The organism is Brevibacillus massiliensis, assembly GCF_000311785.1.
Taxonomy (GTDB): domain Bacteria; phylum Bacillota; class Bacilli; order Brevibacillales; family Brevibacillaceae; genus Brevibacillus_C; species Brevibacillus_C massiliensis.
This window is the reverse complement of the sequence record NZ_HE978543.1, coordinates 19,147-42,154: the sequence shown is the minus strand read 5'-3', so window position 1 is coordinate 42,154 and position 23,008 is coordinate 19,147. Positions and strand designations below refer to the sequence as shown.

19 protein-coding genes and 1 pseudogene are annotated in these 23,008 nt (G+C 54.7%); 16 read left to right on the top strand and 4 right to left on the bottom strand.

Annotation, left to right across the window (positions count from 1 at the left end; genetic code table 11):
* Window positions 1-34 precede the first annotated feature (34 nt).
* The 3 genes from HGBM_RS16975 to HGBM_RS16965 are packed head-to-tail and all read right to left on the bottom strand — an operon-like array spanning window position 35 to window position 2,338.
* Window positions 35-778 (bottom strand): amino acid ABC transporter ATP-binding protein, encoded by a 744-nt coding sequence (locus tag HGBM_RS16975; RefSeq protein ID WP_035287407.1) that lies wholly within the window; start codon window positions 776-778, stop codon window positions 35-37.
* Between the two features lie 19 nt (window positions 779-797).
* The gene (locus HGBM_RS16970) at window positions 798-1,448 is read right to left on the bottom strand and encodes an amino acid ABC transporter permease (RefSeq protein ID WP_019122285.1); all 651 of its coding nucleotides are present in this window, start codon (window positions 1,446-1,448) and stop codon (window positions 798-800) included.
* A gap of 20 nt (window positions 1,449-1,468) precedes the next feature.
* Window positions 1,469-2,338 carry an ABC transporter substrate-binding protein gene (locus HGBM_RS16965; RefSeq protein WP_019122284.1) on the bottom strand — a complete coding sequence of 290 codons (870 nt, stop codon included), beginning with the start codon at window positions 2,336-2,338 and terminating at the stop codon, window positions 1,469-1,471.
* Window positions 2,339-2,657: 319 nt separating this feature from the next.
* Here HGBM_RS16965 and HGBM_RS16960 point away from each other — a divergent pair, with 319 nt between their 5' ends.
* Complete coding sequence (locus HGBM_RS16960) at window positions 2,658-3,896, top strand: MDR family MFS transporter (RefSeq protein ID WP_019122283.1); 1,239 nt, start codon at window positions 2,658-2,660, stop codon at window positions 3,894-3,896.
* A 10-nt stretch (window positions 3,897-3,906) separates the two neighbouring features.
* Here the strand turns inward: HGBM_RS16960 and HGBM_RS16955 are convergent, their stop codons facing one another.
* Complete coding sequence (locus tag HGBM_RS16955; RefSeq protein ID WP_019122282.1) at window positions 3,907-5,100, bottom strand: CdaR family transcriptional regulator; 1,194 nt, start codon at window positions 5,098-5,100, stop codon at window positions 3,907-3,909.
* 299 nt (window positions 5,101-5,399) lie between these two features.
* Between HGBM_RS16955 and HGBM_RS16950 the strand changes: the two genes are divergently transcribed.
* The 15 genes and pseudogenes from HGBM_RS16950 to HGBM_RS27775 all read left to right on the top strand — a co-directional run bounded on the left by HGBM_RS16950 (window position 5,400) and on the right by HGBM_RS27775 (window position 22,706).
* Window positions 5,400-6,806 carry an amino acid permease gene (locus tag HGBM_RS16950; protein WP_019122281.1) on the top strand — a complete coding sequence of 469 codons (1,407 nt, stop codon included), beginning with the start codon at window positions 5,400-5,402 and terminating at the stop codon, window positions 6,804-6,806.
* Between the two features lie 198 nt (window positions 6,807-7,004).
* Complete coding sequence (locus HGBM_RS16945) at window positions 7,005-7,856, top strand: 3-hydroxyacyl-CoA dehydrogenase family protein (RefSeq protein ID WP_019122280.1); 852 nt, start codon at window positions 7,005-7,007, stop codon at window positions 7,854-7,856.
* 47 nt (window positions 7,857-7,903) lie between these two features.
* On the top strand, window positions 7,904-8,665 hold the full coding sequence (locus HGBM_RS16940) for an IclR family transcriptional regulator (RefSeq protein ID WP_019122279.1): 762 nt from the start codon (window positions 7,904-7,906) through the stop codon (window positions 8,663-8,665).
* A gap of 114 nt (window positions 8,666-8,779) precedes the next feature.
* Window positions 8,780-9,469 (top strand): CoA transferase subunit A, encoded by a 690-nt coding sequence (locus tag HGBM_RS16935; protein ID WP_035287404.1) that lies wholly within the window; start codon window positions 8,780-8,782, stop codon window positions 9,467-9,469.
* Complete coding sequence (locus HGBM_RS16930; protein ID WP_019122277.1) at window positions 9,456-10,127, top strand: 3-oxoacid CoA-transferase subunit B; 672 nt, start codon at window positions 9,456-9,458, stop codon at window positions 10,125-10,127. Before HGBM_RS16935 ends, HGBM_RS16930 begins: the two co-directional genes overlap by 14 nt.
* A gap of 23 nt (window positions 10,128-10,150) precedes the next feature.
* Complete coding sequence (locus HGBM_RS16925; protein WP_019122276.1) at window positions 10,151-10,924, top strand: enoyl-CoA hydratase/isomerase family protein; 774 nt, start codon at window positions 10,151-10,153, stop codon at window positions 10,922-10,924.
* A gap of 29 nt (window positions 10,925-10,953) precedes the next feature.
* The gene (locus HGBM_RS16920) at window positions 10,954-12,105 is read left to right on the top strand and encodes an acyl-CoA dehydrogenase family protein (RefSeq protein WP_019122275.1); all 1,152 of its coding nucleotides are present in this window, start codon (window positions 10,954-10,956) and stop codon (window positions 12,103-12,105) included.
* A gap of 45 nt (window positions 12,106-12,150) precedes the next feature.
* Complete coding sequence (locus HGBM_RS16915; RefSeq protein ID WP_019122274.1) at window positions 12,151-13,344, top strand: thiolase family protein; 1,194 nt, start codon at window positions 12,151-12,153, stop codon at window positions 13,342-13,344.
* A gap of 14 nt (window positions 13,345-13,358) precedes the next feature.
* A complete protein-coding gene (locus HGBM_RS16910; RefSeq protein WP_019122273.1) occupies window positions 13,359-14,342 on the top strand; it encodes an NAD(P)-dependent oxidoreductase in 984 nt (327 codons plus the stop codon).
* A gap of 24 nt (window positions 14,343-14,366) precedes the next feature.
* Complete coding sequence (locus HGBM_RS16905) at window positions 14,367-15,446, top strand: tartrate dehydrogenase (protein ID WP_019122272.1); 1,080 nt, start codon at window positions 14,367-14,369, stop codon at window positions 15,444-15,446.
* Between the two features lie 25 nt (window positions 15,447-15,471).
* A complete protein-coding gene (locus tag HGBM_RS16900) occupies window positions 15,472-16,239 on the top strand; it encodes an electron transfer flavoprotein subunit beta/FixA family protein (protein ID WP_019122271.1) in 768 nt (255 codons plus the stop codon).
* Window positions 16,240-16,251: 12 nt separating this feature from the next.
* Window positions 16,252-17,226, top strand: a complete 975-nt coding sequence (locus HGBM_RS16895; protein ID WP_019122270.1) for an electron transfer flavoprotein subunit alpha/FixB family protein — start codon at window positions 16,252-16,254, stop codon at window positions 17,224-17,226.
* 249 nt (window positions 17,227-17,475) lie between these two features.
* Window positions 17,476-18,786, top strand: a complete 1,311-nt coding sequence (locus HGBM_RS16890) for an acetamidase/formamidase family protein (protein ID WP_019122269.1) — start codon at window positions 17,476-17,478, stop codon at window positions 18,784-18,786.
* A 701-nt stretch (window positions 18,787-19,487) separates the two neighbouring features.
* Complete coding sequence (locus tag HGBM_RS16880; RefSeq protein WP_019122267.1) at window positions 19,488-20,525, top strand: TolC family protein; 1,038 nt, start codon at window positions 19,488-19,490, stop codon at window positions 20,523-20,525.
* Window positions 20,526-21,313: 788 nt separating this feature from the next.
* Window positions 21,314-22,706: pseudogene (locus tag HGBM_RS27775) on the top strand (DHA2 family efflux MFS transporter permease subunit).
* The last annotated feature ends 302 nt before the right edge of the window (window positions 22,707-23,008 follow it).

The following is a 23,008-nucleotide window of genomic DNA, read 5'->3' as shown; positions in this document are numbered from 1 at the left end:
TCATTCCTCCTGACTTATTTTCGCACGGGGCAGATCAGTGACGGACATTGGCCAGAAAACGGCGTGTCCGCTCTTCCTGCGGGTTGTGAAAGATCTCCTCGGCTGTTCCTTCTTCGACGATGACACCGCCGTCCATGAAGATCACCCGGTCAGCCACATCGCGGGCAAAGCCCATTTCGTGGGTGACGACGACCATCGTCATTCCCTCTTTTGCCAGGTTCTTCATGACCTGCAGGACCTCCCTGACCAATTCGGGGTCGAGTGCGGAAGTCGGCTCATCGTAGAGCATCACCATCGGTTCCATCGCCAGTGCGCGGGCGATCGCGACCCGCTGCTGCTGTCCGCCGGAGAGGCGGGAGGGGTAGTGGTCGCATTTGTCGGCCAAGCCGACCTTTGTCAGCAGCTCGGTGGCGATTGCCTTCGCCTGATCAAGCGGCATCTTTTTGGTGACGACCGGTCCCTCCATCACGTTCTGCAGGGCGGTCTTGTGCGGAAAGAGGTTGAACTGCTGAAAGACAAAGCCGGTATGCTGGCGGAGCTGCCTGATCTCGGCTTGGCGCTGGCGGGTAGGCGCTCCCGCCTTCACTTCGTAATCGCCGATTCGCACGATGCCCTCGTCTGGCTCTTCGAGGTAGGTGGTGCAGCGCAGCAGCGTGGATTTACCGGAGCCGCTGGGCCCCATGATGACGACCACTTCGCTTTTATTCACCGTCAAATTGACGCCTTTCAGCACGTGATTGTCGCCGAATCGCTTGGCAATTCCCTGTAATGTGATCATGTCCATTTGCTCCCCTCATTTACTGCCGCACATGGCGGGCGACTCTGACTTCCACGCGGGCCTGCAGGGCGGTAAAAAGCGCGCTTAGCGCCCAGTAGATGGCACCGGCAGTCAGATAGAGTGTCAACGGCTCGAACGTTTTGGCGATCAGCAAGGAAGTCATTTGCAACAGCTCGGTGACCGTGATGACCGAGACGAGCGAGGTATCTTTCAACAGACCGATGTAAGTGTTTCCAATTGTGGGGATGGCAGTGCGAATGCTTTGCGGAATGATGATCCGGCGCATCGCCTGGCCGTACGTCATCCCGAGTGATGCGGCCGCTTCCATCTGGCCCTTGTCGACCGATTGGATGGCGGCGCGAAAACTTTCAGACAAATAGGCGCCGACATTGAGGCTCAGCGCGATGATCCCGGAAGTCACCGGGTCCAAGGCGATGCCGACCTGCGGCAGGCCGTAGTAGACGACGTAGATTTGGACGAGCAGGGGAGTGCCGCGGATTACGGAAATGTAAAACGCGGCGGTTTTTTGCAAGACCCGGTTTTTCGAGATTCGGGCGAGCGCTGTGAATACGCCGATAACCAGACCGATGATCATGGAGCCGACGGCCAATGCAAGTGTGACAAGGGCAGCCCATAAAAGGACGGGCAATGATGATAAGACGAGTGCCATCTCAATCCCCCCCCTGAAAATCAGAGTTTTGGGCTTACGCCAAACCACTTTCTGTAGATCGTTTCGTACGTGCCGTCCTGCTTCATTTCGGCCAGGGCCTTGTTGACGGCTTCCACAAAATCAGGATTTCCTTTCTTGATTTCCATGCCGATCCGGTCTTCGTTGATGATGTCGCTGACAATTTTGATCGGAAGGTTTTTCTCCTTGATGTTGTAGCCCAGAACCAGTTGGTCGTTCATGATCGCGTCCAGCCTTTTGTTCGCCAGGTCTTGGACGTAGTCGTTCATGGCTTTGTACCGCTGAATTTGCGCGCCTTCCACTTTGCTGACCACTTCTTCAAAAGTCGTCCCGGCACCGACGCCGACCTTCTTGCCTTTCAGGTCCTCCAATTTGGTGATGCCTTCGGTCTCTGTCCGGGTAGCGAGCACTCCGCCGGTGATGACGTAGGGGTCGGTGAAATCGACGCTTTTTTTCCGCTCCTCGGTGATGCTCATCTGGGCGATGATGATGTCGAACTTGTCCGAATTGAGACCGCCGATCAACCCGTCCCACTTCGTCGCGACAAACTCCGTTTTTACTCCCAGCCGCTTGGCCAGATCATTGGAAATATCGACATCGAATCCGGCAAATTGATTTTGATCATTCAGAAAATTGAAGGGAGAATAGGTCCCTTCAAAGCCGACCCGCAGGACCCCGCTTTGTTTTACTCTGGCGAGCACTTCTCCTGCCTCCGACTTGTCACCTTCCTTTGGCGCTTCAGTCGCCAGCGCCTGGGTGCTGGCACTGCCATTGCCCGGCTGATCTGTGTTAGCCGCTTGTTTTGTTCCGCAGCCAGCCAGCAGCAAGAGTGCAACCAGACTCACCAACAACGGCTTAACCATACGTCTCATTTGTTCCGCCTCCTCATATCGCGTTTATTGTGCAGGTTGTTGTTGCCCGGACGTATTCCGCTTGCCCGCAGAAGGGTTGTCCCACTCGATGGCAAGTATTTCCCCGCCGGTTGAGTAAAAAGTGCTCCTCACCATTAAGATATAGAAAAAAGGGGTGTCGATAAATGTACAAACATTACAAACATTGCTGAATTTACGAATCGATTTTTGTTGAAATTTCACATACAATCGGGGTAAATGGAACAGGTACATTTGTGGTAGGAGAAGAAGCTGAGGAAGGGTTTTGCAGCTGTATTCTAAATAAAGGAAGTATTAACATATGATTACTGATTGGAAGCAGGCTCCGTTTCCCCTAAAGATCTTATCCTTGTCTGCCATCGTGTTTCTGCTGGGCACCACTTTTGTCTGGTCGGTCACGACGATCTACATTACCCAGGTTCTGGGCCAAACGCTAACGGTTGCGGGCCTCGTCCTGGTCTGCCATCAGGCGGCGGCATTGATCGGCAACTTCGTCGGGGGGTTGATCTTCGATCGTTGGGATGGGAAAAAGACGATCGTGGCAGGGATTTGGCTCTCGTTTGCGGCGGTGGTTGCCATGGGCTGCTTCCAGGATTTTTACGTCTACGCTTCACTCTTGGGCTTTCTTGGATTTTGCAACGGCCTGATCTATCCGGCGATGAATGCCATGGCCTACGTCTTGTGGCCGCAGGGGGGAAGAAAGGCGATCAATGTCATTTACGTCGCGCAAAACCTGGGAATCGCACTTGGCTCCATGGCCGTCGGATTCGTGGCAGCCATCTCGTTTCAATGGGCATTTTTCAGCAACGCCATCGCCTATGTTGTCTTTCTCATCCTGATTGCGTTCGTACGCGAACAAGAATATCTGCCGGACGTTCCCGTTGCGCACGAGGAGGGGAGCTCTGCTGCCGCGGCGGGACGGACGAACACCCGCGTGACCGTCCCTGACGGCAGGCTGGTGGTTTCGCTCGGGATCTTAAGCGCCGGCTTCCTGATCAATTGGCTGCCCTATTCGCAGTGGGCTTCGACGATCCCCGTTCACCTGCAGTCACTCGGGATCCCGCTTGCTTTTTACAGTATCTTGTGGACGGTAAACGGCGGAATGATCGTACTCGGACAGCCTCTGGTCAAATGGTTTACGCAGAGGGTAGCGCCGACGTTTAAACGGCAGATCATCATCGGCAGCATGATTTTCTTCCTCAGTTTCCTGATCGTGGCGTTTTCCGGCAGTTACGCCGGATTTATTGCGGCGATGCTGATCATGACTGTCGCCGAGATGATCGTCTGGCCGGCCATTCCGGTGATCGTGGCCGAGATGTCGCCGGCGGGGCGGGAAGGTCAATTTCAGGGGATTATCTCCGGGGCTGCGACGACGGGAAAAATGCTCGGGCCGCTGCTTGGCGGCATTTTGTTCGAGCATTTGTCGCCGCAGTTGATGTTTCTGTGCATGTGCGGTTTTTCGTTGTTTTCCGCGATCTGTTACTACCTCTACGACCGGCATCTGCGCTCGAACCGGCAGGTCGATGAGCGCGTGAGCTAAAGGGAGAGGATCACCTTTTTCCGTAATGGCGAATGGCCATGTAGAGCAGCATGCAGTGCTCAAAATTGCTGGTCTGCAAACCGGTGCATTCGCTGATTTTTTCCAATCGGTAGATGATCGTATTGCGGTGGATGTACATGTTGCGGGCTGTTTCACTCAGGTTCATGTTGTACTTGCAGTACGTCAGAAAGGTTGACGACAAAATGTCATAGTTGTCTTGCTCGATCAGCGGCTGGATAATGGACATCAGCTTTTTCTGCAAGTCAGGAGACAATTCCTTGGGAAGCAGCTCCAGGGTAATGAGCCAGTCGTTGTAGTGGATGATATGGGCGTCCCTGACGGTTCCTTTGCCTACAGCCATCGCTTTTGCGGCGTTGCGGTACGATTCGGCGATACCGTCAACGCCTTTTTTTGTGTTGCCCACGGAAATCCAGGCAGACATTTGATACTTGGATTGAAGGAATTTGTTTAGCTTGTTCCATTTTGATTCCAGCCCGGAGATGAGAATGCCGCTTTCTTTCTCGGACTTCATCGATTTGATCACGATGAAGCGTTCCATGCTGACAGCGGAGATGATGTCATCTTTCGACTCGCGAAAAATCAGCGAGAGGTAGTCCAGCACCTCGCGCTGGAAAAACGACAGGGAAAATTTATCGTATTGCTCTTCGCTTGATTTCTGGTCGAGCAGATCCATCGAAGGAACGTTGACATCAATCAGAATGCAGGCGCGGTAGAGGTCGAGGTTGTACCCCAGCGTCTTGGCGAACTGCAGGATCCTCTCTGGATTATTGCTGCTCTCCAAAATCATCTGCTGGACGAACACCTCGATCATTTTCGATTCCAGATCCAGCATTTCTTTGCGGAAGGCCTCCTGGCACATCATCTCTACCTGGCTTTTGACCAGCTGTACATACGTTTCCACTTCGGACGGCTCGCCGACGATCCCGAGCACCCCGATTGCCTTGTTGTTGAACATGAGCGGAACAGATACACCGGGCAGAATTTTGTTTTCCTCTTCCATTTCGCAATTGACCATGCTGTTTTTATGCAGCACTTCGAGAGAAGGTCTGTGAAAAATCCCCAAGCGGCTTCGGTCAGTGGAGCCGATGATATACCCTTCCTTGTCGGTAATGCTGATCGGGTATCCCAGGATCGCTGTGGTTTTTTCGGCTATTTCCTGTGCAATGTGATCGAGAATTTTCATGACGGATCTCCCTCCAGGTCCATGATGTACGTGAAAACAGACTGGTTAAACAGAACAAAATCACCGAAAGATTATTCCGAATTTTTGTTGAATATAGACATATGTTTTCGCGCAATTCCCACTATACAATCAAATCGTACTCATAATTATGAGGAATCTGTCCCAAAAAATCAATCCATCTGATGGGAGAGGGGGGGAATGGCATCAACTGCATGAAAAAGGTAGTGCCGCGAACGGGAAACGGTCCCTCTATTGACTGAAAATGGGGACGCATCAAGCAGGGAAAGTAGGTGGATAGAATGATTACAGAGCAGGAATTGGGGACCGAATTAAAGCGGTCGATGAAGAGCCGCCACTTGTTTATGTTGTCATTGGGCGGAGTGATTGGGACCGGCCTGTTTATGGGGGCAGGCTTCACGATTGGCGAAGCGGGTCCGGGCGGGGCAGTTCTCGCCTATCTGGTCGGAGGTCTGTTGATGTACCTGGTGATGGTATGTCTCGGTGAATTGTCCGTCATCATGCCGGTGTCGGGTTCATTTCAGGCGCATGCCGCCAAGTTCATCGGACCGGGAACCGGATTTATGATTGGCTGGGTGTACTGGATGAGCTGGGCCTCGACGGTTGGCTTGGAGTTTACCGCATCGGGGATTCTCATGCAAAGGTGGTTCCCCGACACGCCCATCTGGATTTGGTGCTGCATCTTCGTCGTCTTGCTGTTTTCTTTGAATGCGCTTTCAGCGCGCGGTTTTGCGGAGACAGAGTACTGGTTTGCCGGGATCAAAGTATTTGCCGTCATCTTGTTTATCCTTGTCGGAGGAGCGGCGATTTTTGACCTGGTCAGCCTTGGAGGAAAGCCGGCTCCCTTCTTTTCCAATTTTGCCGGAGACGGCCTGTTCCCAAATGGGTTTTCCGCCGTCTTTGTCACGATGATGACAGTGGTTTACGCTTTTCAAGGTTCGGAAATCATGGGAGTGGCCGCGGGCGAGACAGAGAACCCGCAGAAGAACATTCCGAGAGCGATTCGCAATATCGTCTTTCGCGTCCTGCTGTTCTACGTGCTTGCCATCATTGTTTTATCTGCGATTGTTCCCTACAAGGAAGCAGGTTTGCTGGAAAGTCCGTTTGTCACCGTCTTTGACATGGTAGGAATTCCTTACGCCGCAGATATTATGAACTTTGTCATCTTGACGGCGATTCTCTCCGTAGGAAATTCCGGGCTTTACGCCAGCACCCGGATTCTTTGGTCGCTGTCCGAATCCGGCATGGCTCCCAAAATTCTGAGCAAATTGAGCTCTCGCGGCGTTCCGCTTTACTCCTTGATCATTACGCTGATTTTTGCGCTGCTCTCGCTGCTGACCAGTATTGTCGCCGCCGACACGCTGTTCGTCATCCTCATCTCCGTCAGCGGGATGTCGGGCACCATCACCTGGTTTGTCATCGCGTTGGCTCAGTATCGATTCCGCAGGAAGTTTGTCCGGGATGGCGGCAATGCCGCGGATTTGCCCTATGCCGTTCCGCTCTTCCCGCTGGTGCCGATTCTGTGTATGGCGATCTGCCTCTTTATGTTCGCCTTCCTCGCCATCGACCCGACCCAGCGCAGCTCGCTTTACTACGGTTTTGGCTTTATGGCGCTGTGTTACCTGTATTACTACGTGAAGTTCGGCAGGAAAAAAGGGCAGATCTCTCCGATCGAGAAGAACCTGTAAGCCCCTTCTGTTTTGACGGCAGCCCTCGGCCGGGTTCCCGACAACCGGGGGTTGCCTCTTTATGTGGAAGAGGTATGGGGAAAATGCCCAGATTTTTACGGGTGAATCGACAATTTTTTTGTCAGATTTGCATATGTAATTTGAAATTATCTGAAAGGCATAATATGATAAGGATACATGCAGAAAGGAGTGACAGTTGTGAAATTTCTAACGGTTATCGGTTCGGGAACGATGGGAAGAGGCATCGCCTATACGGCAGCCCTGGCCGATTTTCAGGTCTGCGTGCAAGATGTACAGGCCGCAGCTCTGGACAAAGCGAAAGACTATATTGAGAAGGAGATGCGCAGGAGTGCGGAACGAGGGTACGTAGACCCCGGCGCGGTAGATCGGGCGCTTGCCAACCTCACCTATACGACGAACATCGAGGAGGCGGCAAAGAATGCCGATATCGTGATCGAAGCCGTGTTTGAACAGATGGAATTGAAGATCAGCGTGTTCAAATCGCTGGACGCGATCTGCCCGCCGCATACCGTATTGGCGACCAACACATCGACGATGAGTCCGACAGAAATCGCAGCGCAAACGAGCCGCCCCGACAAATGTCTGGCCATGCACTTTTTCAATCCGGTCCACAAGATGAAGCTGATCGAAATCGTGCGCGGCCTGGACACCAGCGATGAGACGGTGGAAATCGCAAAACATGTGGGCGCCCGCTTGGGAAAAGAGACAGTGGAAGTAAACGAGTTTCCCGGGTTCGTCACCAGCCGCATGAACTGTCTGATCGGAAACGAAGCGATGAACATGCTGATGGAGGGCGTCGCGTCTGCCGCCGATATCGACAAAGCGATGAAGCTCGGCTTGAATCATCCGATGGGCCCGTTGGAACTGGCTGACCTGGTCGGTTTGGACTCTCGGCTGCGAAATATGGAATACCTCTATCAGACACTAGGGGAGAAGTATCGTCCGTGTCCGCTGCTGATCAAGTACGTGAAAGCAGGTCGCCTGGGCCGCAAATCGGGAAGTGGATTTTACGAGTATCAACAGGACTGATAGGAGCGGATCGGCTGCTGTTCAGAAGCGGGATTGAGGAGAATATGATGAATCAAAGCGTAGGGAAGGCGTTAAAGTTATTGGGATTATTCACGGCGGAACGCTCCAGGCTTTCCCTGGCAGATATCGCAAGAAGTTCCGGTTTGTCAAAGCCTACGGCATACCGTTTGCTGAAGGCGCTTGAGGAGGAGGGTTTTTTGGTCCGCAACCAAGTTGACCACGGCGACAAACAGTACCAGCTCGGATTGAGATTGCTGGAGCTGGGCAACCTGGTCGCTGAACAGCTGGAGGTAAGAAAAATAGCCTTGCCGTACATGGAGCGGCTGCGCGACGAACTGAATGAAGTCGTTCATCTGGTCATTCGCGAACGCAGCGAAGCCGTCTACGTGGAACGGGTGGAAACGGACCGGCCGATGCGGCTGTTTACGCGAATCGGTCTGAGAACGCCGCTGCACGCAGGGTCAGCCCCGCGCTTGCTGCTTGCGTACACTCCGGAGCCGGAGAGAGAGGCGCTGCTGCAGCAGATCAAGCTGGAGAGGTTTACAGATGACACGATTACCGAGATCGACAAATTGCAGCGCGTTTTAGCGGAAATCCGCGAGAGAGGTTACGCGATCAGCTTTGGGGAACACGTCGCCGGGACACTGGGCGTATCCACCCCGATACGCGACCACACCGGAAGCGTGATCGCCTCGCTGACGATCGCTGTGCCGGGTGATCACTTTCCCGAAGAGCGGATCCAGCTGTTAATCGTCAGGCTGAAAGAAACTGCAGAAGAAATCTCACGCCGCTGCGGCTATGTACCATGATCCTATTTCATGCAGATAGGATTACAAATTAGTTCTATTAGTGAAATGTCATTTCAATAATTGAAATGATGTAGGGTTGTGAAAGGGGGAATACGGATGGACCATGTACTGGATATGCCGAAATTGCGCACGCCGGAAGAAGCGGTCTCGCTGATCAAGGACGGGGATTCGATCCTGGTTGGCGGCTTCGGCCTTTGCGGCACGCCGTTTACGATGATCGACGCGATCGCCGCGCAAGATGAAGCCCGCAATCTCACGGTGATCAGCAACAACCTCGGCGAACCCGGCAAGGGCTTGGGCAAGCTGCTGCTTACGGGGCATTTGAAAAAGGCAGTGGGATCCTACTTTACGACCAACCGCGATGCGGTCAAAGCCTGGAAAAACGGCGAGTTGGAAATCGAGCTGATTCCGCAGGGAACGATCGCTGAGGCGGTCCGGGCCGGCGGTGCGGGAATTGCCGGGTTTTACATCAAGACAGCTGTCGGGACCAAGTTGGCAGAGGGGAAAGAAGAAAGAGTGTTCAACGGCGAGCGCTACATCCTGGTGGAAGCAATCCGCGCCAGGGTCGCCTTGATCAAAGCGCTGAAAGCAGACACTCTGGGGAATCTCGTCTACTCGCGTACCGCCCGCAATTTCAATCCGATGATGGCCACGGCGGCCGACCTGGTGATCGCCGAAGTAGACGAAATCGTCGAAGTCGGAGAGCTGGATGCGGAAAGCATCGTCACTCCGCACATCTACGTCGATGTCGTGGTGTTGAACCGGTACGAAAAGAGAGGAGGTGTCTACGTTGAAAAACAGTGACCCGTACCGCATTCGCATCGCCAAGCGTATTGCCAAAGAATTGAAAAAAGGGTCTGTCGTCAATCTCGGCGTGGGCATTCCCACCCTGATTCCCGACTATCTGGAGCCGGATCAGGAGGTTTTTCTCCAGTCGGAAAACGGCCTGCTCGGCATGGGACCTACCCCGCCGCCAGACGAGATCGATATGGATCTGATCAGCGCCAGCAAACATCCGGTCACCCTGGGTCGAGGAGCCTCGCTGTTCTCCAGTGCCGACTCTTTTGTGATGATCCGCGGCGGACATGTTGACGTCGCTGTCCTGGGGGCCCTGCAGGTGAGCGAAACAGGGGAGATCGCCAATTGGGCGGTGCCCGGAGAAGACATCCTCGGTGTTGGCGGGGCGATGGACCTGGTTCCCGGCGCCAAAAAAATCATCGTCGCCATTACCCATGTAACCAAGGAAGGGAAGCCCAAGCTGGTCCGTGAGCTTACCTATCCGACAAGCGGCATCCGCCAGGTGGAGATGATCGTCACGGAGAAAGCCGTATTTACAGTCGAAAATGGCAGAATGACGCTGCGCGAGATCGCCGAGGATACCAGCCTGGAAGAAGTGCGGGAACTGACCGCGGCCCGCTATGAGGTAGCGGAAGATTTGAAGCGGATGCCGACGTATTCATGATTACGGGAAGGAGTGCCGATGCGGTGTACAATAACCTGCTTGTCGAAGTCGCAGAGGGAATCGGAATCATCACGATCAACCGGCCCGAAGTGAGAAATGCCTTGAGTGCGGAGACGCTGCGCGAGATCGTCCAGGCTTTGGAGGAGATAAGAGAGAACCAAGAGGTACGGGTGCTGATCTTTACAGGATCAGGGGAAAAATCATTTGCTGCAGGGGCGGACATCTCGCAGCTGCATAAAAGGACGATGATCGAAGCGCTGCAGCCGAATATGACGGCCGTCTACCGCAAGATCGAAGCATACGAGATACCGACCATCGCTGCCATCAACGGCTATGCCCTCGGGGGCGGACTGGAGCTGGCGCTCTCCTGCGACATTCGCATTGCGGCGGAGCACGCAAAGGTAGGGCTGCCGGAAGTGAATCTGGGGATCATGCCGGGGGCGGGCGGCACGCAGCGGCTCTCCAGAATCGTCGGGAAGGGCCGGGCGATGGAGATGATCTTGACCGGCGATATCATCACGGCCGAGAAGGCGGAGCGAATCGGTCTGGTAAACAGAGTCGTCCCCCTGGCGGAACTGCTGCCGACAGCGAAAGAATACGCCACGAAGATCGCATCCAAAGGCCCGTTGGCAGTAAGATTGGCCAAAGCGGTGGTCAACCACGGCGCCGATACGGAGATGGAGACGGCGCTCTTCCTGGAAAAGCTGGCCCAAACCATCCTCATCGGTTCGGAGGACAAACTGGAAGGGACGCTGGCCTTTTTGGAGAAACGCTCACCGCAATTTAAAGGAAAATAAACGCACATTCAGACGAAGGAGTGGTTGACATGGATTTTCGTTTTTCAGAAGACATTGAAATCTTGCGAAAAGCAGTGCGGGAATTCGTCCAGACCGAAGTGGAAAAGGTGGCCATGGAAATCGAAGAGAACGACGAAATCCCGGAACACATCGTCGAGATGTCCAAGGAGATGGGCTTGTTCGGCCTCAGCATTCCCGAAGAGTACGGCGGGCTGGGCCTGGATATGGTGGGAAAATGCGCGATCTATGAGGAACTGGGCAAGACGCACAACGGCTTTACCACATTGATCGGCGCACATACCGGCATCGGCAGCGTCGGGATCGTGGAACTGGGGACGGAGGAACAGAAGCGAAAGTACCTGCCGAAAATGGCGACGGGCGAATGGATCGGCGCGTTTGCCTTGACGGAGCCGAGTGCAGGCTCGAATGCGGCCAATCTGAAAACGACGGCGGTCAAAAAGGGAGACCGGTACATCATCAACGGCTCCAAGCATTACATCACCAATGCCGTTTGCGGGCAAATCTTCACGGTGATGGCGGTCACCGACCCGAGCAAAGGGGCGAAAGGCATCACTTCCTTCATCGTCGAAAAGGACTTCCCCGGCTTTAAAGTGGGAGCCGTCGAACGGAAAATGGGTCTGCGCGGCTCGCATTCCGCCGAGCTGTTCTTCGACGACATGGAAGTGCCGGTCGAGAACGTCTTGGGCGAGGAAGGCAACGGTTATGTGAATGCGCTCAAAATCCTCGCCAACGGGCGGGCCGGACTTGCCGCGAGAAACCTGGGTTCTTGCGAAAAGCTGCTGGAGCACTGCATGGATTATGCGTTGCAGCGGGTCCAGTTCGGCAAGCCGATCTTCGAGCAGCAGGCGGTCCAGCACATGCTGGCGGAGATCTCCATGGAGATCGAAGTGCTGAGAGCGATGACGTACCGGACGGCGTGGATGACCGACCAAGGCATGCGCGTCGTAAAAGAGGCGGCGATCGCCAAACTGTACGGCTCGGAAGTGTACAATCGGGTCGCCGATCTCGCGGTGCAGATTCACGGCGGTATCGGGTACATGCGGGACTATCCGATCGAACGCTATTACCGGGATGCGCGGATTACCAAGATTTACGAAGGCACGTCGCAGATCCAGAAAAATATCATCGCCGCTGAACTGAAACGGGAGTTTTCCAAATAAAAAGCTTCGTTGCATCGGGTAAAAAAAACGGTGAGGTGAGTTCCATTGAGAAATGTCGTGATTGTGGATGGAGTCAGGACGGCGATCGGCCGGATGGGCGGGACGCTCAAAGACGTCGAGGTGGATTATCTGTCTGCACGGGTCATGAGTGAAGTTTTGCAGAGAAACGCGATCGAAGGCAAAGATGTGGGCGAAGTGATCTGGGGCCATGCCAAGCAGAGCTCCGACGCGCCCAACCTGGCCCGGCTCGCCGCCCTACGCGCCGGTCTGCCGATCGAGGTTCCCGGCTACACGGTGCATCGGCAGTGCGCCTCCGGTCTGCAGGCGATCAACAACGCAGCCCAGCAAATCATGTGCGGGTATGCCGACATCGTACTTGCGGGGGGAGCGGAGAGCATGAGCACCGCACCGTACTATCTGCGCAAGGCCCGCTACGGGTATGAAGCCGGCAACGCCGAGCTCGTCGACCCCAACACGGAAAGCCAGCCGCGGGCCCAGCCGATTGAAGTTTACGGCCACTTGACCATGGGCTTGACAGCGGAGAACCTGGCGGAAAAGTACAACATCAGCCGGGAGGAACAAGACGAATTTGCTCTCGGCAGCCAGGAGAAGGCCGCAGCCGCGATCAGGGACGGCAAATTTGCCGGCGAGATCGTCCCGTATGAAATCAAGAAGCGGAAAGAGACGATTCTGTTCGACACGGATGAGCATCCCCGCCCTACCTCGCTGGAAAAGCTGGCAGCGCTCAAGCCGGTGTTCAAACAGGGCGGCACCGTTACGGCAGGCAATTCCAGCGGCCGCAACGACGGGGCCTCTGCCGTCATCGTGATGGCGGAGGAAGAAGCGGAAAAACGGGGCATCAAACCGCGCCTGCGCATCATCGCCCAGGCGGCATCCGGGGTATCCCCCGAAATCATGGGAATCGGGCCGGTTCCGTCGACGATCAAAGCGTTGAAACAGGCCGGCCTGACGCTTGCCGACATCGATCTGATCGAGCTGAATGAAGCGTTCGCGGCCCAAACCCTGGCCGTGGTGAAAGAGCTGAACATCGATCAGCAGAAGCTGAATGTCAACGGCGGGGCGATCGCGCTCGGCCACCCGCTCGGCGGTACGGGAGCGATCCTGATGACCAAGCTGATGCATGAAATGGAGCGGCGCGGCAGCCGGTACGGATTGGTCACCCTGTGCATCGGCGGCGGCCAGGGGCTGACGACCATCGTAGAAAATCTGCGCTTGTAAAAAAGGAGTCTGCTATGAACAAACCAAAAATCCTGCAAATCTTGTCCATGTACCATGAAGCCGGTGAGGCGATTCTGCAAGAGGGGGCCGAGGTAATCCGCACCGACGTGTACGATTCGGACCATCTTTGCGCGCTGGCTCGCGATGTGGACGGGATTGTCCTGCGCGCCCCGGCAAAAATCACCAGAGAAATCATTGACGCTGCCCCTTCGCTGAAAGTGATCTCTGGAGCTGGAGTCGGACTGGACAATATTGATGTTGGGTACGCGACTGAAAAAAACATCCCGGTGCTGCACGCTCCGTCCGTCAACGGGGTTTCCACGGCAGAACACGCAGTGACGCTGATCATGGCGCTCGCCAAATCGCTTATCGGGTTTCACCATGAAATGAGCCAGGGCAACTACGCCTCCCGCACTGTTCTGAAAACATACGAACTGAAGGGAAAGCGTGTCGGGATCGTTGGTTTTGGGGCCATCGCCAAGGAAGTGGCGAAACGGCTCAAGCTGGGCCTCGAGATGGAGGTGACGGTCTGGGTTCGATCGTACGACAAGGCCAAGCACGGGCTGGCGGAAGAACTGGGGCTGAAAGTCACTACCGACCTGGATCATCTCTTTGCGGAGTCAGACTTCGTCTCCCTGCACATCCCGCTCAATCAAGAGACCAGGGGGAGCATCAACCGCCACCATTTTTCACTGATGAAGCCGACGGCCTACCTCGTCAACACGGCACGCGGCGGAGTGGTCAACCAGGATGACCTGTACGAGGCGCTGAAAACCGGAGCGATCGCCGGCGCCGGTCTGGACGTCTTCGATCCGGAGCCGCCTGCAGCCGATCTGCCGCTCTTGTCCCTGCCCAATGTGATCGTGACTCCGCATGTCGGCGGCACAACGGTGGAGTGCAATTACATCAGTGCGACGACGGTAGCCACGAATGTGCTGCGGGTGTTGGCCGGCGAACGTCCGCAGCACATCGCCAATCCCGAAGTACTGGAAGCTTGATTCTAAAGACAGGAGAAGAAAGAGATGAAACATTACTCAATCGCTTTAATTCCCGGAGACGGGATCGGTGTCGATGTCATTCGGGAAGGCAAAAAAGTGCTGGATACGGTCTGCGAGCTGGACGGCGGTTTTTCGCTGACCTACGAGAGCTTTGACTGGAGCTGCGAGTACTACGCCAAACACGGAAAAATGATGCCGGACAACGGTCTGGAGCTGCTGAAAGGCTTCGATTCCATCTATTTGGGGGCGGTCGGCTATCCCGGCGTCCCGGACCACGTGTCACTGTGGGGGCTGCTCCTGCCGATCCGCCGTTCCTTCCAGCAGTACATCAACATCCGTCCGGTCAAACTGCTGAGAGGGATCAAGTCACCGCTGGCCAACCGCGATGCCAGCGACCTCGATTTTATCGTCATTCGCGAAAACAACGAGGGAGAATACTCCAACATGGGCGGCCGCATCTACGAAGGCACCAGCCAGGATATGGCCATTCAGAACAGCGTGTTTACCCGCACCGGGGTGGAGAGGGTGCTGCGTTACGCCTTCAAGCTGGCCCAGGAGAAGGGAAAGCGGAAGCGGCTGACGGCGGCGACCAAATCAAACGGCATCAACCACACCATGCCGTTTTGGGATGAATACGTCCACAAGATCCATCAGGAATTCCCGGAGATCGAGACCAACATCGTCCATATCGATGCCCTTTGCGCCTTTTTCGTCTCCAAGCCGGATGTCTTTGATGTCGTCGTCGCTTCCAACCTGTTCGGCGACATCTTGACCGACCTGGGCGCTGCCATCGTCGGCGGCATGGGGATTGCTCCTTCGGCAAACATCAATCCGGAAAAGAATTTCCCCTCCATGTTCGAGCCGGTGCACGGTTCGGCACCGGACATCGCCGGAAAGGGCATCGCCAATCCGATCGCGGCCATCTGGTGCGCCAGCATGATGCTGGAACACTTTGGCGAGGAAAAAGCGGCCGCGGCGATTATGGAAGCGATGCAGGATGTCCTGGAGGAAGGCCAGGTGGTCACTCCTGACCTGGGCGGCCGGGCAACTACTGAAGAGGTTGGCAGCTGCATCTGCGACACGCTAAAGAAAAAACTGGGTTAAATCGGGAAGGAGACGGGTGAAGCCGATGAATATGATCGTGCTCATGAAGCAGACCTTTGACACCGAAGAAAAAATCGCTCTGGAAAACAATGACATTCGCGAAGACGGGGTTGAATTCATCATTAATCCGTACGACGAATACGCCATCGAAGAAGCCCTGAAGATTCGGGAAGAGCAGGGCGGCGAAGTCACCGTCATCACGGTAGGGCCCGACCGCTCGGAAAGCGCGCTGCGGACGGCGCTGGCGATGGGGGCCGATAAAGCGGTGCTGATCGACGACGAGGGCTTGGCCGGCGACGAGTACGGGACGGCCAAAATCATCGCGGCCGCGATCCAGGGGCGCGAGTACGACCTGATCCTCGCCGGCAACATGTCCATCGACAACGGCTCCGGCCAGATCGGCCCCCGCGTAGCCGAGCTGCTGCAAATTCCGCAGATCACGACGATCACCAAGCTGGATATACAGAACGGCAAGGCGGTGGCTGAGCGCGACGTCGAAGGGAATATTGAAGTGATCGAGGCGCCATTGCCGCTCTTGGTCACCGCGCAGCAGGGGTTGAACGAACCGCGTTATCCGTCATTGCCCAACATTATGAAAGCCAAGAAAAAACCGCTGGAACGATTGACGATCGCTGATCTGTCCTTGCAGGAGGATGAAGTGCAAAGCAAATCGACCGTGACCAACCGCTATTTGCCGCAGAAAAAGGCAGCTTGCCGGATGATCGAAGGCGGTGCCGCCGAGCAGGTGAAAGAACTGGTGAACATCCTGGAAAGCGAAGTAAAAGGAATGTAAGGGGCTGGGAAGATGAGCAGAAATATACTGGTTGTTGCAGAATCGAGAGGCGGCAGTTTGCGGAATGTTTCGTATGAAGTGCTGACTGCGGCCAAACGGGTGGCGGACGGCGGCGTGATCACCGCTGTCGTCCTGGGCAGTGACTCGCCTGGTTACGCGGAAGGCCTGGGAGCACACGGAGCAGCCCGGGTGTACACCGTTACCAATCCAGAGTTGGACACGTACACCACGGATGTCTATTTTCAGGCACTCTATCAAGTGATTTTGGAAGTAAATCCCGATGCGGTGTTCATGCCGCATACCGCGATCGGGAAGGATCTGGCACCGCGAATTGCCGCTCGCCTGGGGGTGGGTCTGATCTCCGATGTTGTCGATGTGGAGGTTCAGGACGGTCAGGTCGTCTTCACGCGTCCGATCTACGCCGGGAAGGCATTTGAACAAAGGACGGTAACCGCAGGCATGATATTTGCCACGATTCGCCCCAATAACCTGCCGGTAGAAGTGGGCGGCTCCACGTCTGTCGAGGTCGTGCCGTTTACTGCGGAATGCAAAGACCTGCGCACCGTCGTGAAAGACGTCGTCCAAAAAATGGCGGGTCGCGTCGACTTGACGGAAGCAAAAGTGATTGTCTCCGGCGGACGCGGCGTAAAGTCGGCGGAAGGCTTTGCTCCTCTAAAGGAATTGGCCGATTTGCTCGGGGGTGCCGTCGGAGCGTCCCGCGGTGCCTGTGATGCCGGCTATTGTGATTACTCGCTGCAGATCGGCCAAACCGGCAAAGTCGTCACCCCCGAACTGTACATCGCTGCGGGCATTTCGGGAGCCATCCAGCACGTCGCCGGAATGTCCAACTCCCGCATCATCGTAGCGATCAACAAGGACCCGGAAGCGCCGATTTTCCAAATCGCCGACTACGGCATCGTCGGAGATCTGTTTGAAGTCATTCCCCTGTTGACGGAGGAATGGAAGAAAATGTTAACTGCAGTTTGATCTTTCATGTCCCGGAAGGAAATTTTCCTTTCGGATTTTTTACCATGTTCCGATGACAAGAAGGTAAAATTCTGTCATGACAGAATTAGTATAGGGAATGTCGATAGGTTGATCTTCCTGATTCCCGGCCGATCACGTCAAACTGCCCGGAGTCCGGAAAAACAAGTGGCGGACGGGTTGGCGGAAAGCTATGCCAAACGCTATACTGACAGGGAAGAGTCATGAAAATACAGGCAGGAGGGAAGTACAATGGAACAGCAAGCAGCACAGGAAACAGTCTACGTCAACACCTTTACCAATGGCGTATTGGATCCGTCCCAGCCGATGCTGGGGCCGGTGCGGAATGGGGGGCACATCGTGGCCAATACGACCCCCGGCTGCTGGGGGCCGATGATCACGCCACGCCTTCGCGGCGGTCATGAAGTCACCCAGCCTGTTTACGTTGAAGGCGCCGAAGTGGGCGATGCGATCGCCATCCGGATCAAGTCAATTCGCGTCACCTCGATGGCTACGGCCTCCGGTAATGACCGGACGATCGAAGGGCGGTTCCTGGGTGATCCGTTCGTCGCGGCGAAATGTCCGAACTGCGGTACGATGCATCCCGAGACCCGGATTGAAGGGATCGGGCCAGAGGCCATCCGCTGCACAACATGCGGGGCTGACGTGACTCCCTTTGTCTTCACCAATGCCTATACGATGGGGTTTGACGAGCAGCATGACTTTGGCGTTACCCTGCATCAGGAGGCGGCTGAGCGGATCGCCCGCGACGGCCGGCGGTATATGGCAACGCCGGCCGGATCCTGCCAAAATCCGATCGTTACCTTCGCGCCCCACGATATCGTCGGCGCCATCGCCAGGATCAGACCTTTCCTGGGACAGTTGGGTACGACTCCGTCCCGCCCGATCCCCGATTCCCACAACGCCGGCGATTTTGGTTCCTTTTTGCTCGGCGCCCCGCACGAGTACGCCCTTACAGCAGAACAACTGGAAGAGCGGACAGACGGGCACATGGATATTAACCGCGTCCGCGAAAATGCCGTGCTGATCTGTCCCGTGAAAGTGCCCGGAGGGGGAGTCTACCTGGGCGATATGCACGCGATGCAGGGCGACGGCGAGATTGCCGGACATACCACGGATGTCTCCGGGATCGTGACGCTTCAGGTCCACGTAATCAAAGGGCTGCATCTGGAAGGGCCGATTCTGTTACCGGTAGAAGAGGATCTGCCGTATCTGGCTCGTCCCTATTCGCAAGAAGAAAAGGCCAGAGCCCTGCAAATCGCCCGCAAGTGGGGCCTTGAACAACTGGAAGACACCGCGCCGGTCTCCTTCGTCGGAACAGGTGCCAATCTGAATGAGGCCACGACCAACGGGATGGAGCGGGCGGCAAAACTGTTGGGCATGACCGTTCCGGAAGTGATGAACCGGGCGACGATTACGGGTGCCATCCAGATCGGCCGCCATCCGGGTGTGGTCACCGTCACCTTCCTGGCGCCCATCGACCGGCTGGAGCGGGCAGGGATTGCCGAAATGGTTTTGGAACAGTATCGATTGAGTCGCTAGCAGTACGGGAATATATCACCAAATAGCTGGGCCCTTAAAGATCTGATCGATTTTTAAGGGCCTTTTTCGTCAGTCATAGAGGAGCGATTATTGCATGTATGACGTCGCTGCGCTCTTTTTCTTTGAAGTCCGCCGCAGCAAGCTGCCATGAACTTATTCCGTGTTGTCCTCTCATGTTTGGTTCGCCGCTGTGTACGCAAGCCTGGTCAGGAAGCAGCTGCGAACACGCTTTCCGCCGTGCTGCTGGATCCCCTTATCCCGCAGGCCAGAGGCACGCTTCCAGATCGGCGATCGTGCGCGGGCGGACAATCAGTCGCTCAGGCTTGATTATTACATTCACTTTTTGAATTTTGAGGCAAGGAACGAATCAGAGGAAGGTATTTTCCCGTAAACAGTTGACATTGATAATGATAATCTTTATCATTTATGTTGTTGAGAATCATTATCAGTCACATTGCAGCGGCCAGCGAAGGCGAAGGGGCTGCTATCCGTATAGGTGAGCACGATTTTCAACTTGATAATACGAGAGGAAGGGGGAAACTTCACGGATGGTTCTGCTGCAATCGGAATTTTGCGGCAAATTGGGTGGAACAGGCAGTTCGTCGGATGAGGAGCGGCATATTGACGAGAGCTATTGAAAGATCTGGCTATCATTCAGATTGATTGTATTTGACATGAATCAGACAAGAGGTGTGAGTTGGGTGAGATTCGGAAATTTCCTGATGGCAGCAGCCATAACGCCGGTGGTGCTGACCGCGTCGCCAACGACGATGAATGCCGCGGCTGTGTCCAATGAGTCGGCGCAGCATGCAGAATTAACAGTGGAGGGGGTCGTCAGCAAGGCGCTGCAAAATAACCTTGATTTGGAAATTATGCGCGTTGATCTGGACAAAGAAGAGGCGAACTGGATGTCAGCGCGGGCGGATGCCGGCAAGATCAAATTTGAGACGGTAACTTCTTTGGACCAGGCAAATAAAAAATATGAAACGGTAGCCAAAGCGGAGAAAGATAAAGAGTTGAAGCGCTTTTCTGTTCGCGAGCAGGAAAATAAGCTGAAGCTGGAGGCGAGAGCGGCTTTTTACGAAGCGCTATACCTGCAGAAAGATGTGGAACTGAAGCAGAGTCAAGCCGGCAAAAAGCAAACGGAGGAAGGGCTGAAGGCATTGGCGGAAGCCCGGGGCAATCTGCAGAAAGCGCTGCAAAAATTACATGAAGTGATGGGGGAGGGCGAGGGTGAGATCAGAGGGTGGCGTCTGATCGAGGATCGTACAGGGAAACCGTATGAACTCCCTCCTCTGGAGGATGTGATTGAAAAAGGGTACCGACAGCGGACCGAAATTCTCAAGAAGCAGGCGGAATTGAAATGGGCGGAAGTAAAAGTGAACCTGGTGTACCAGTATTCTTCCCTCCTGACGTACAAGGGGCAGGTGGCCAGGAGCGAGGCAAGAAAAGCGGAACTGGATCTGTTAAAATTAAAAGCGGCAGCGAAAAAGGACATGACGCTAAAATACAATACACTGAAAGCGGCTATCGAGAATCGAACGCAAAGGAACGAAGGACTGAAGAGGGCTGAGGAAAGCTATCAAGCCGCAATGGAACAGGATAAAGAAGGGATCGTGACGCCTCTTGAACGAGAGCAGGCAGAAGAAGCGTGGTTCAAAGCCAAGGCAGACGAACTGGCAGCCGACCGCGAATACAAGCTGGCGCTAGCGGCATTTGAATATTCAGTCGGAGAATAAGCGCCGATTCTGGCTGTGATGGGGTGCACTCCTGAAATCAGTGCATCGGGTTTGCGGACTTTCGGCTCATCCGCTGCACTTCAGGGGTGCACTTTCTGTTTCCTCGACAGGGTGCAGACGTCCCTTGGTACATCGGCCGGATCGTGAAGGCGGCCTATGTTACGCTGCGCCGCGAGGTTGAGGCCCAATGCAGACCGATGGGAATTACCATACACAGTGGAGTGCCCCTGTGGATCATCCGCTATTTTCCCGGGATCACACTTTCATGAACGTCCCAGCGTGACGAGCACCGACAGGCTATTCGCCGGCCCCCCCCCCCCCGCTGACGTACGGTCCAAACAGATCTTTTTGACGGAAGAAGGGACGAAGTTGGCCATCCAGACGCAGGACTTGGCCCACCTTGAGGATCGCCAGGCGAGGGAAGGAATTTTTCTATTTTTGGATAAAATGGCATTCGACTGGAAACGGCATGGCTGAAGGATGTTTCTTTCCTTTGCCGTTGACACGGATATCTTCTTTTGTTACCTTATTAACTATCGATTAAGGGAAGGGTGTAGATAAGATGATCCTCTACTCCTGTATACTACGAAACCGAATGTTTGTCTCGGGACAGGATTAGTGTGACATTTTCCATTCCCAAAAAATCGATATGTCGTCTCGACGAGATGTATCCTGTTTTTTGTGATAGAGACGCTACTCCTGTCCCTTCGGCCAGGAGTTTTTACATTGGGAGAGTTTTCGTAGAACGGCATCTATTTTGCAGGAGACGATAGAGAGGAGGATACCATATGCGGCAAGAACAGGATCAGACGATAGCGAAAGACCAAATACAAAAGATAAGAGTCGTGCCGCTGCTTGCTGTCCTGCTTTCTGGAGCCTTTATGGCGATCTTAAACGAGACGCTGCTGAACGTTGCGATTTCACCCATTATGGACGCTTTTGGAGTAGAGGCAAGCACGGCACAGTGGCTTACGACAGGTTATTTACTTGTCGTCGCGGTGCTGGTGCCAGTGAGCGCCTTTCTCATTCAGCGCTTTACGACCCGACAGTTGTTTTATCCAGGCAGCAGGCACCGGGATCCTGATCCCGCTGCTGATGAACGTGATATTAGCGGTCATCCCGCCTGAGCGCAGAGGACGGGTAATGGGAGTGCTAGGCCTGGTCATCATGTTCGCGCCGGCGATCGGGCCGACCGTCTCCGGTCTGATTATTGACTATCTATCGTGGCGGTGGCTGTTCATATTTGTGATTCCGATTGCGATCATCTCTATTTGGTATGGAATTGTCTCGCTAAAAAATGTCACAGAAGTGACGAATCCCAAAATCGATCTGCTCTCGATGGTGCTGTCCACCTTGGGATTTGGCGGAATCGTTTTCGGATTCAGTTCGGCGGGCGAAGGCCCGGGAGGCTGGACCGACCCGATGGTATTCACGACGATCGCCGTCGGATTTGTCGCGCTCGTGTGGTTTGTCATTCGCCAGCGCAATTTGGAAACGCCAATGCTTGATATGCGTGTCTTCGCTTTTCCGATGTTTCGCTTGGCCATCGTCTTGATGATGATCGTGATGATGACGATGTTTGCCACGATGATCGTCATGCCGATATACCTGTTGAATGTTCTCGCCTTTAGCGCGGTTACCGTCGGGTTGGTGATGCTGCCGGGCGGGCTGATCAACGGAGCGATCTCGCCGGTCATGGGGTATTTGTTTGACAAATTCGGCCCCCGCTGGCTGCTGCTTCCCGGAATCGTCATGATGACGCTGACTGTTTTCTTGTTCCGCTCGCTCGACTCGGGGGCGACACCGGTGACGATCATCATCTTGCATTCGCTGCTTATGGTCTCTGTCGCGATGGTGATGATGCCGGCGCAAACGAACGGCCTCAATCAGCTGCCGCCGCATTTGTACCCGCACGGCGCAGCGATTGCCAATACGCTGATGCAAGTGTCTGGAGCGATTGGAACTGCGCTGTTTATCACCATCATGACGATGGGCGAACAAAAGTATTTGGCAGGGATCGCTCAACCAAGTCAAGCTGACCAGACAGCCGCCTTGGCTGCAGGCGTGGAGCATTCGTTAACATTTGGCTTTGCACTCTCGTTGATCGCGTTGGTTCTCGCCTTGTTCGTCAGACGCGTAGCGGCATCCCCGTCACCCGATAAAGGGGAAGGGACAAGGTAAAAGGCCGATCGGTCTTGGACAAGTTGGCTCTGAAAAAGGGCCAGCTTTTTTCTATCAGAAAACCATAATAAATGACTCAAACCGTCCGTGATGAGTGTCAAGAGAAAGATGGCAAGATCCCTTTTTGGAGTGGAGTTGGGCATCTCGGTTTCGACTTCGATGGAGTTTGATCACTTCTTGTAAGAGAAACTCAAGCTGCTCTTTCACAAAGTGACATAACATATTATCCAGTTGATCAGCGAATTTGGTATTCGTTATACTAGATAAACATAGATAGGGTTTCTCCTCTTGTATGGAATCTC

Excerpts from the sequence above, each read along its gene's own strand:
- HGBM_RS16975 (WP_035287407.1), bottom strand. The coding sequence starts at position 778 with ATGATCACATTACAGGGAATTGCCAAGCGATTCGGCGACAATCACGTG.
- HGBM_RS16970 (WP_019122285.1), bottom strand. The coding sequence starts at position 1,448 with ATGGCACTCGTCTTATCATCATTGCCCGTCCTTTTATGGGCTGCCCTT.
- HGBM_RS16965 (WP_019122284.1), bottom strand. The coding sequence starts at position 2,338 with ATGAGACGTATGGTTAAGCCGTTGTTGGTGAGTCTGGTTGCACTCTTG.
- HGBM_RS16960 (WP_019122283.1), top strand. The coding sequence starts at position 2,658 with ATGATTACTGATTGGAAGCAGGCTCCGTTTCCCCTAAAGATCTTATCC.
- HGBM_RS16955 (WP_019122282.1), bottom strand. The coding sequence starts at position 5,100 with ATGAAAATTCTCGATCACATTGCACAGGAAATAGCCGAAAAAACCACA.
- HGBM_RS16950 (WP_019122281.1), top strand. The coding sequence starts at position 5,400 with ATGATTACAGAGCAGGAATTGGGGACCGAATTAAAGCGGTCGATGAAG.
- HGBM_RS16940 (WP_019122279.1), top strand. The coding sequence starts at position 7,904 with ATGAATCAAAGCGTAGGGAAGGCGTTAAAGTTATTGGGATTATTCACG.
- HGBM_RS16935 (WP_035287404.1), top strand. The coding sequence starts at position 8,780 with ATGCCGAAATTGCGCACGCCGGAAGAAGCGGTCTCGCTGATCAAGGAC.
- HGBM_RS16920 (WP_019122275.1), top strand. The coding sequence starts at position 10,954 with ATGGATTTTCGTTTTTCAGAAGACATTGAAATCTTGCGAAAAGCAGTG.
- HGBM_RS16910 (WP_019122273.1), top strand. The coding sequence starts at position 13,359 with ATGAACAAACCAAAAATCCTGCAAATCTTGTCCATGTACCATGAAGCC.
- HGBM_RS16905 (WP_019122272.1), top strand. The coding sequence starts at position 14,367 with ATGAAACATTACTCAATCGCTTTAATTCCCGGAGACGGGATCGGTGTC.
- HGBM_RS16900 (WP_019122271.1), top strand. The coding sequence starts at position 15,472 with ATGAATATGATCGTGCTCATGAAGCAGACCTTTGACACCGAAGAAAAA.
- HGBM_RS16895 (WP_019122270.1), top strand. The coding sequence starts at position 16,252 with ATGAGCAGAAATATACTGGTTGTTGCAGAATCGAGAGGCGGCAGTTTG.
- HGBM_RS16890 (WP_019122269.1), top strand. The coding sequence starts at position 17,476 with ATGGAACAGCAAGCAGCACAGGAAACAGTCTACGTCAACACCTTTACC.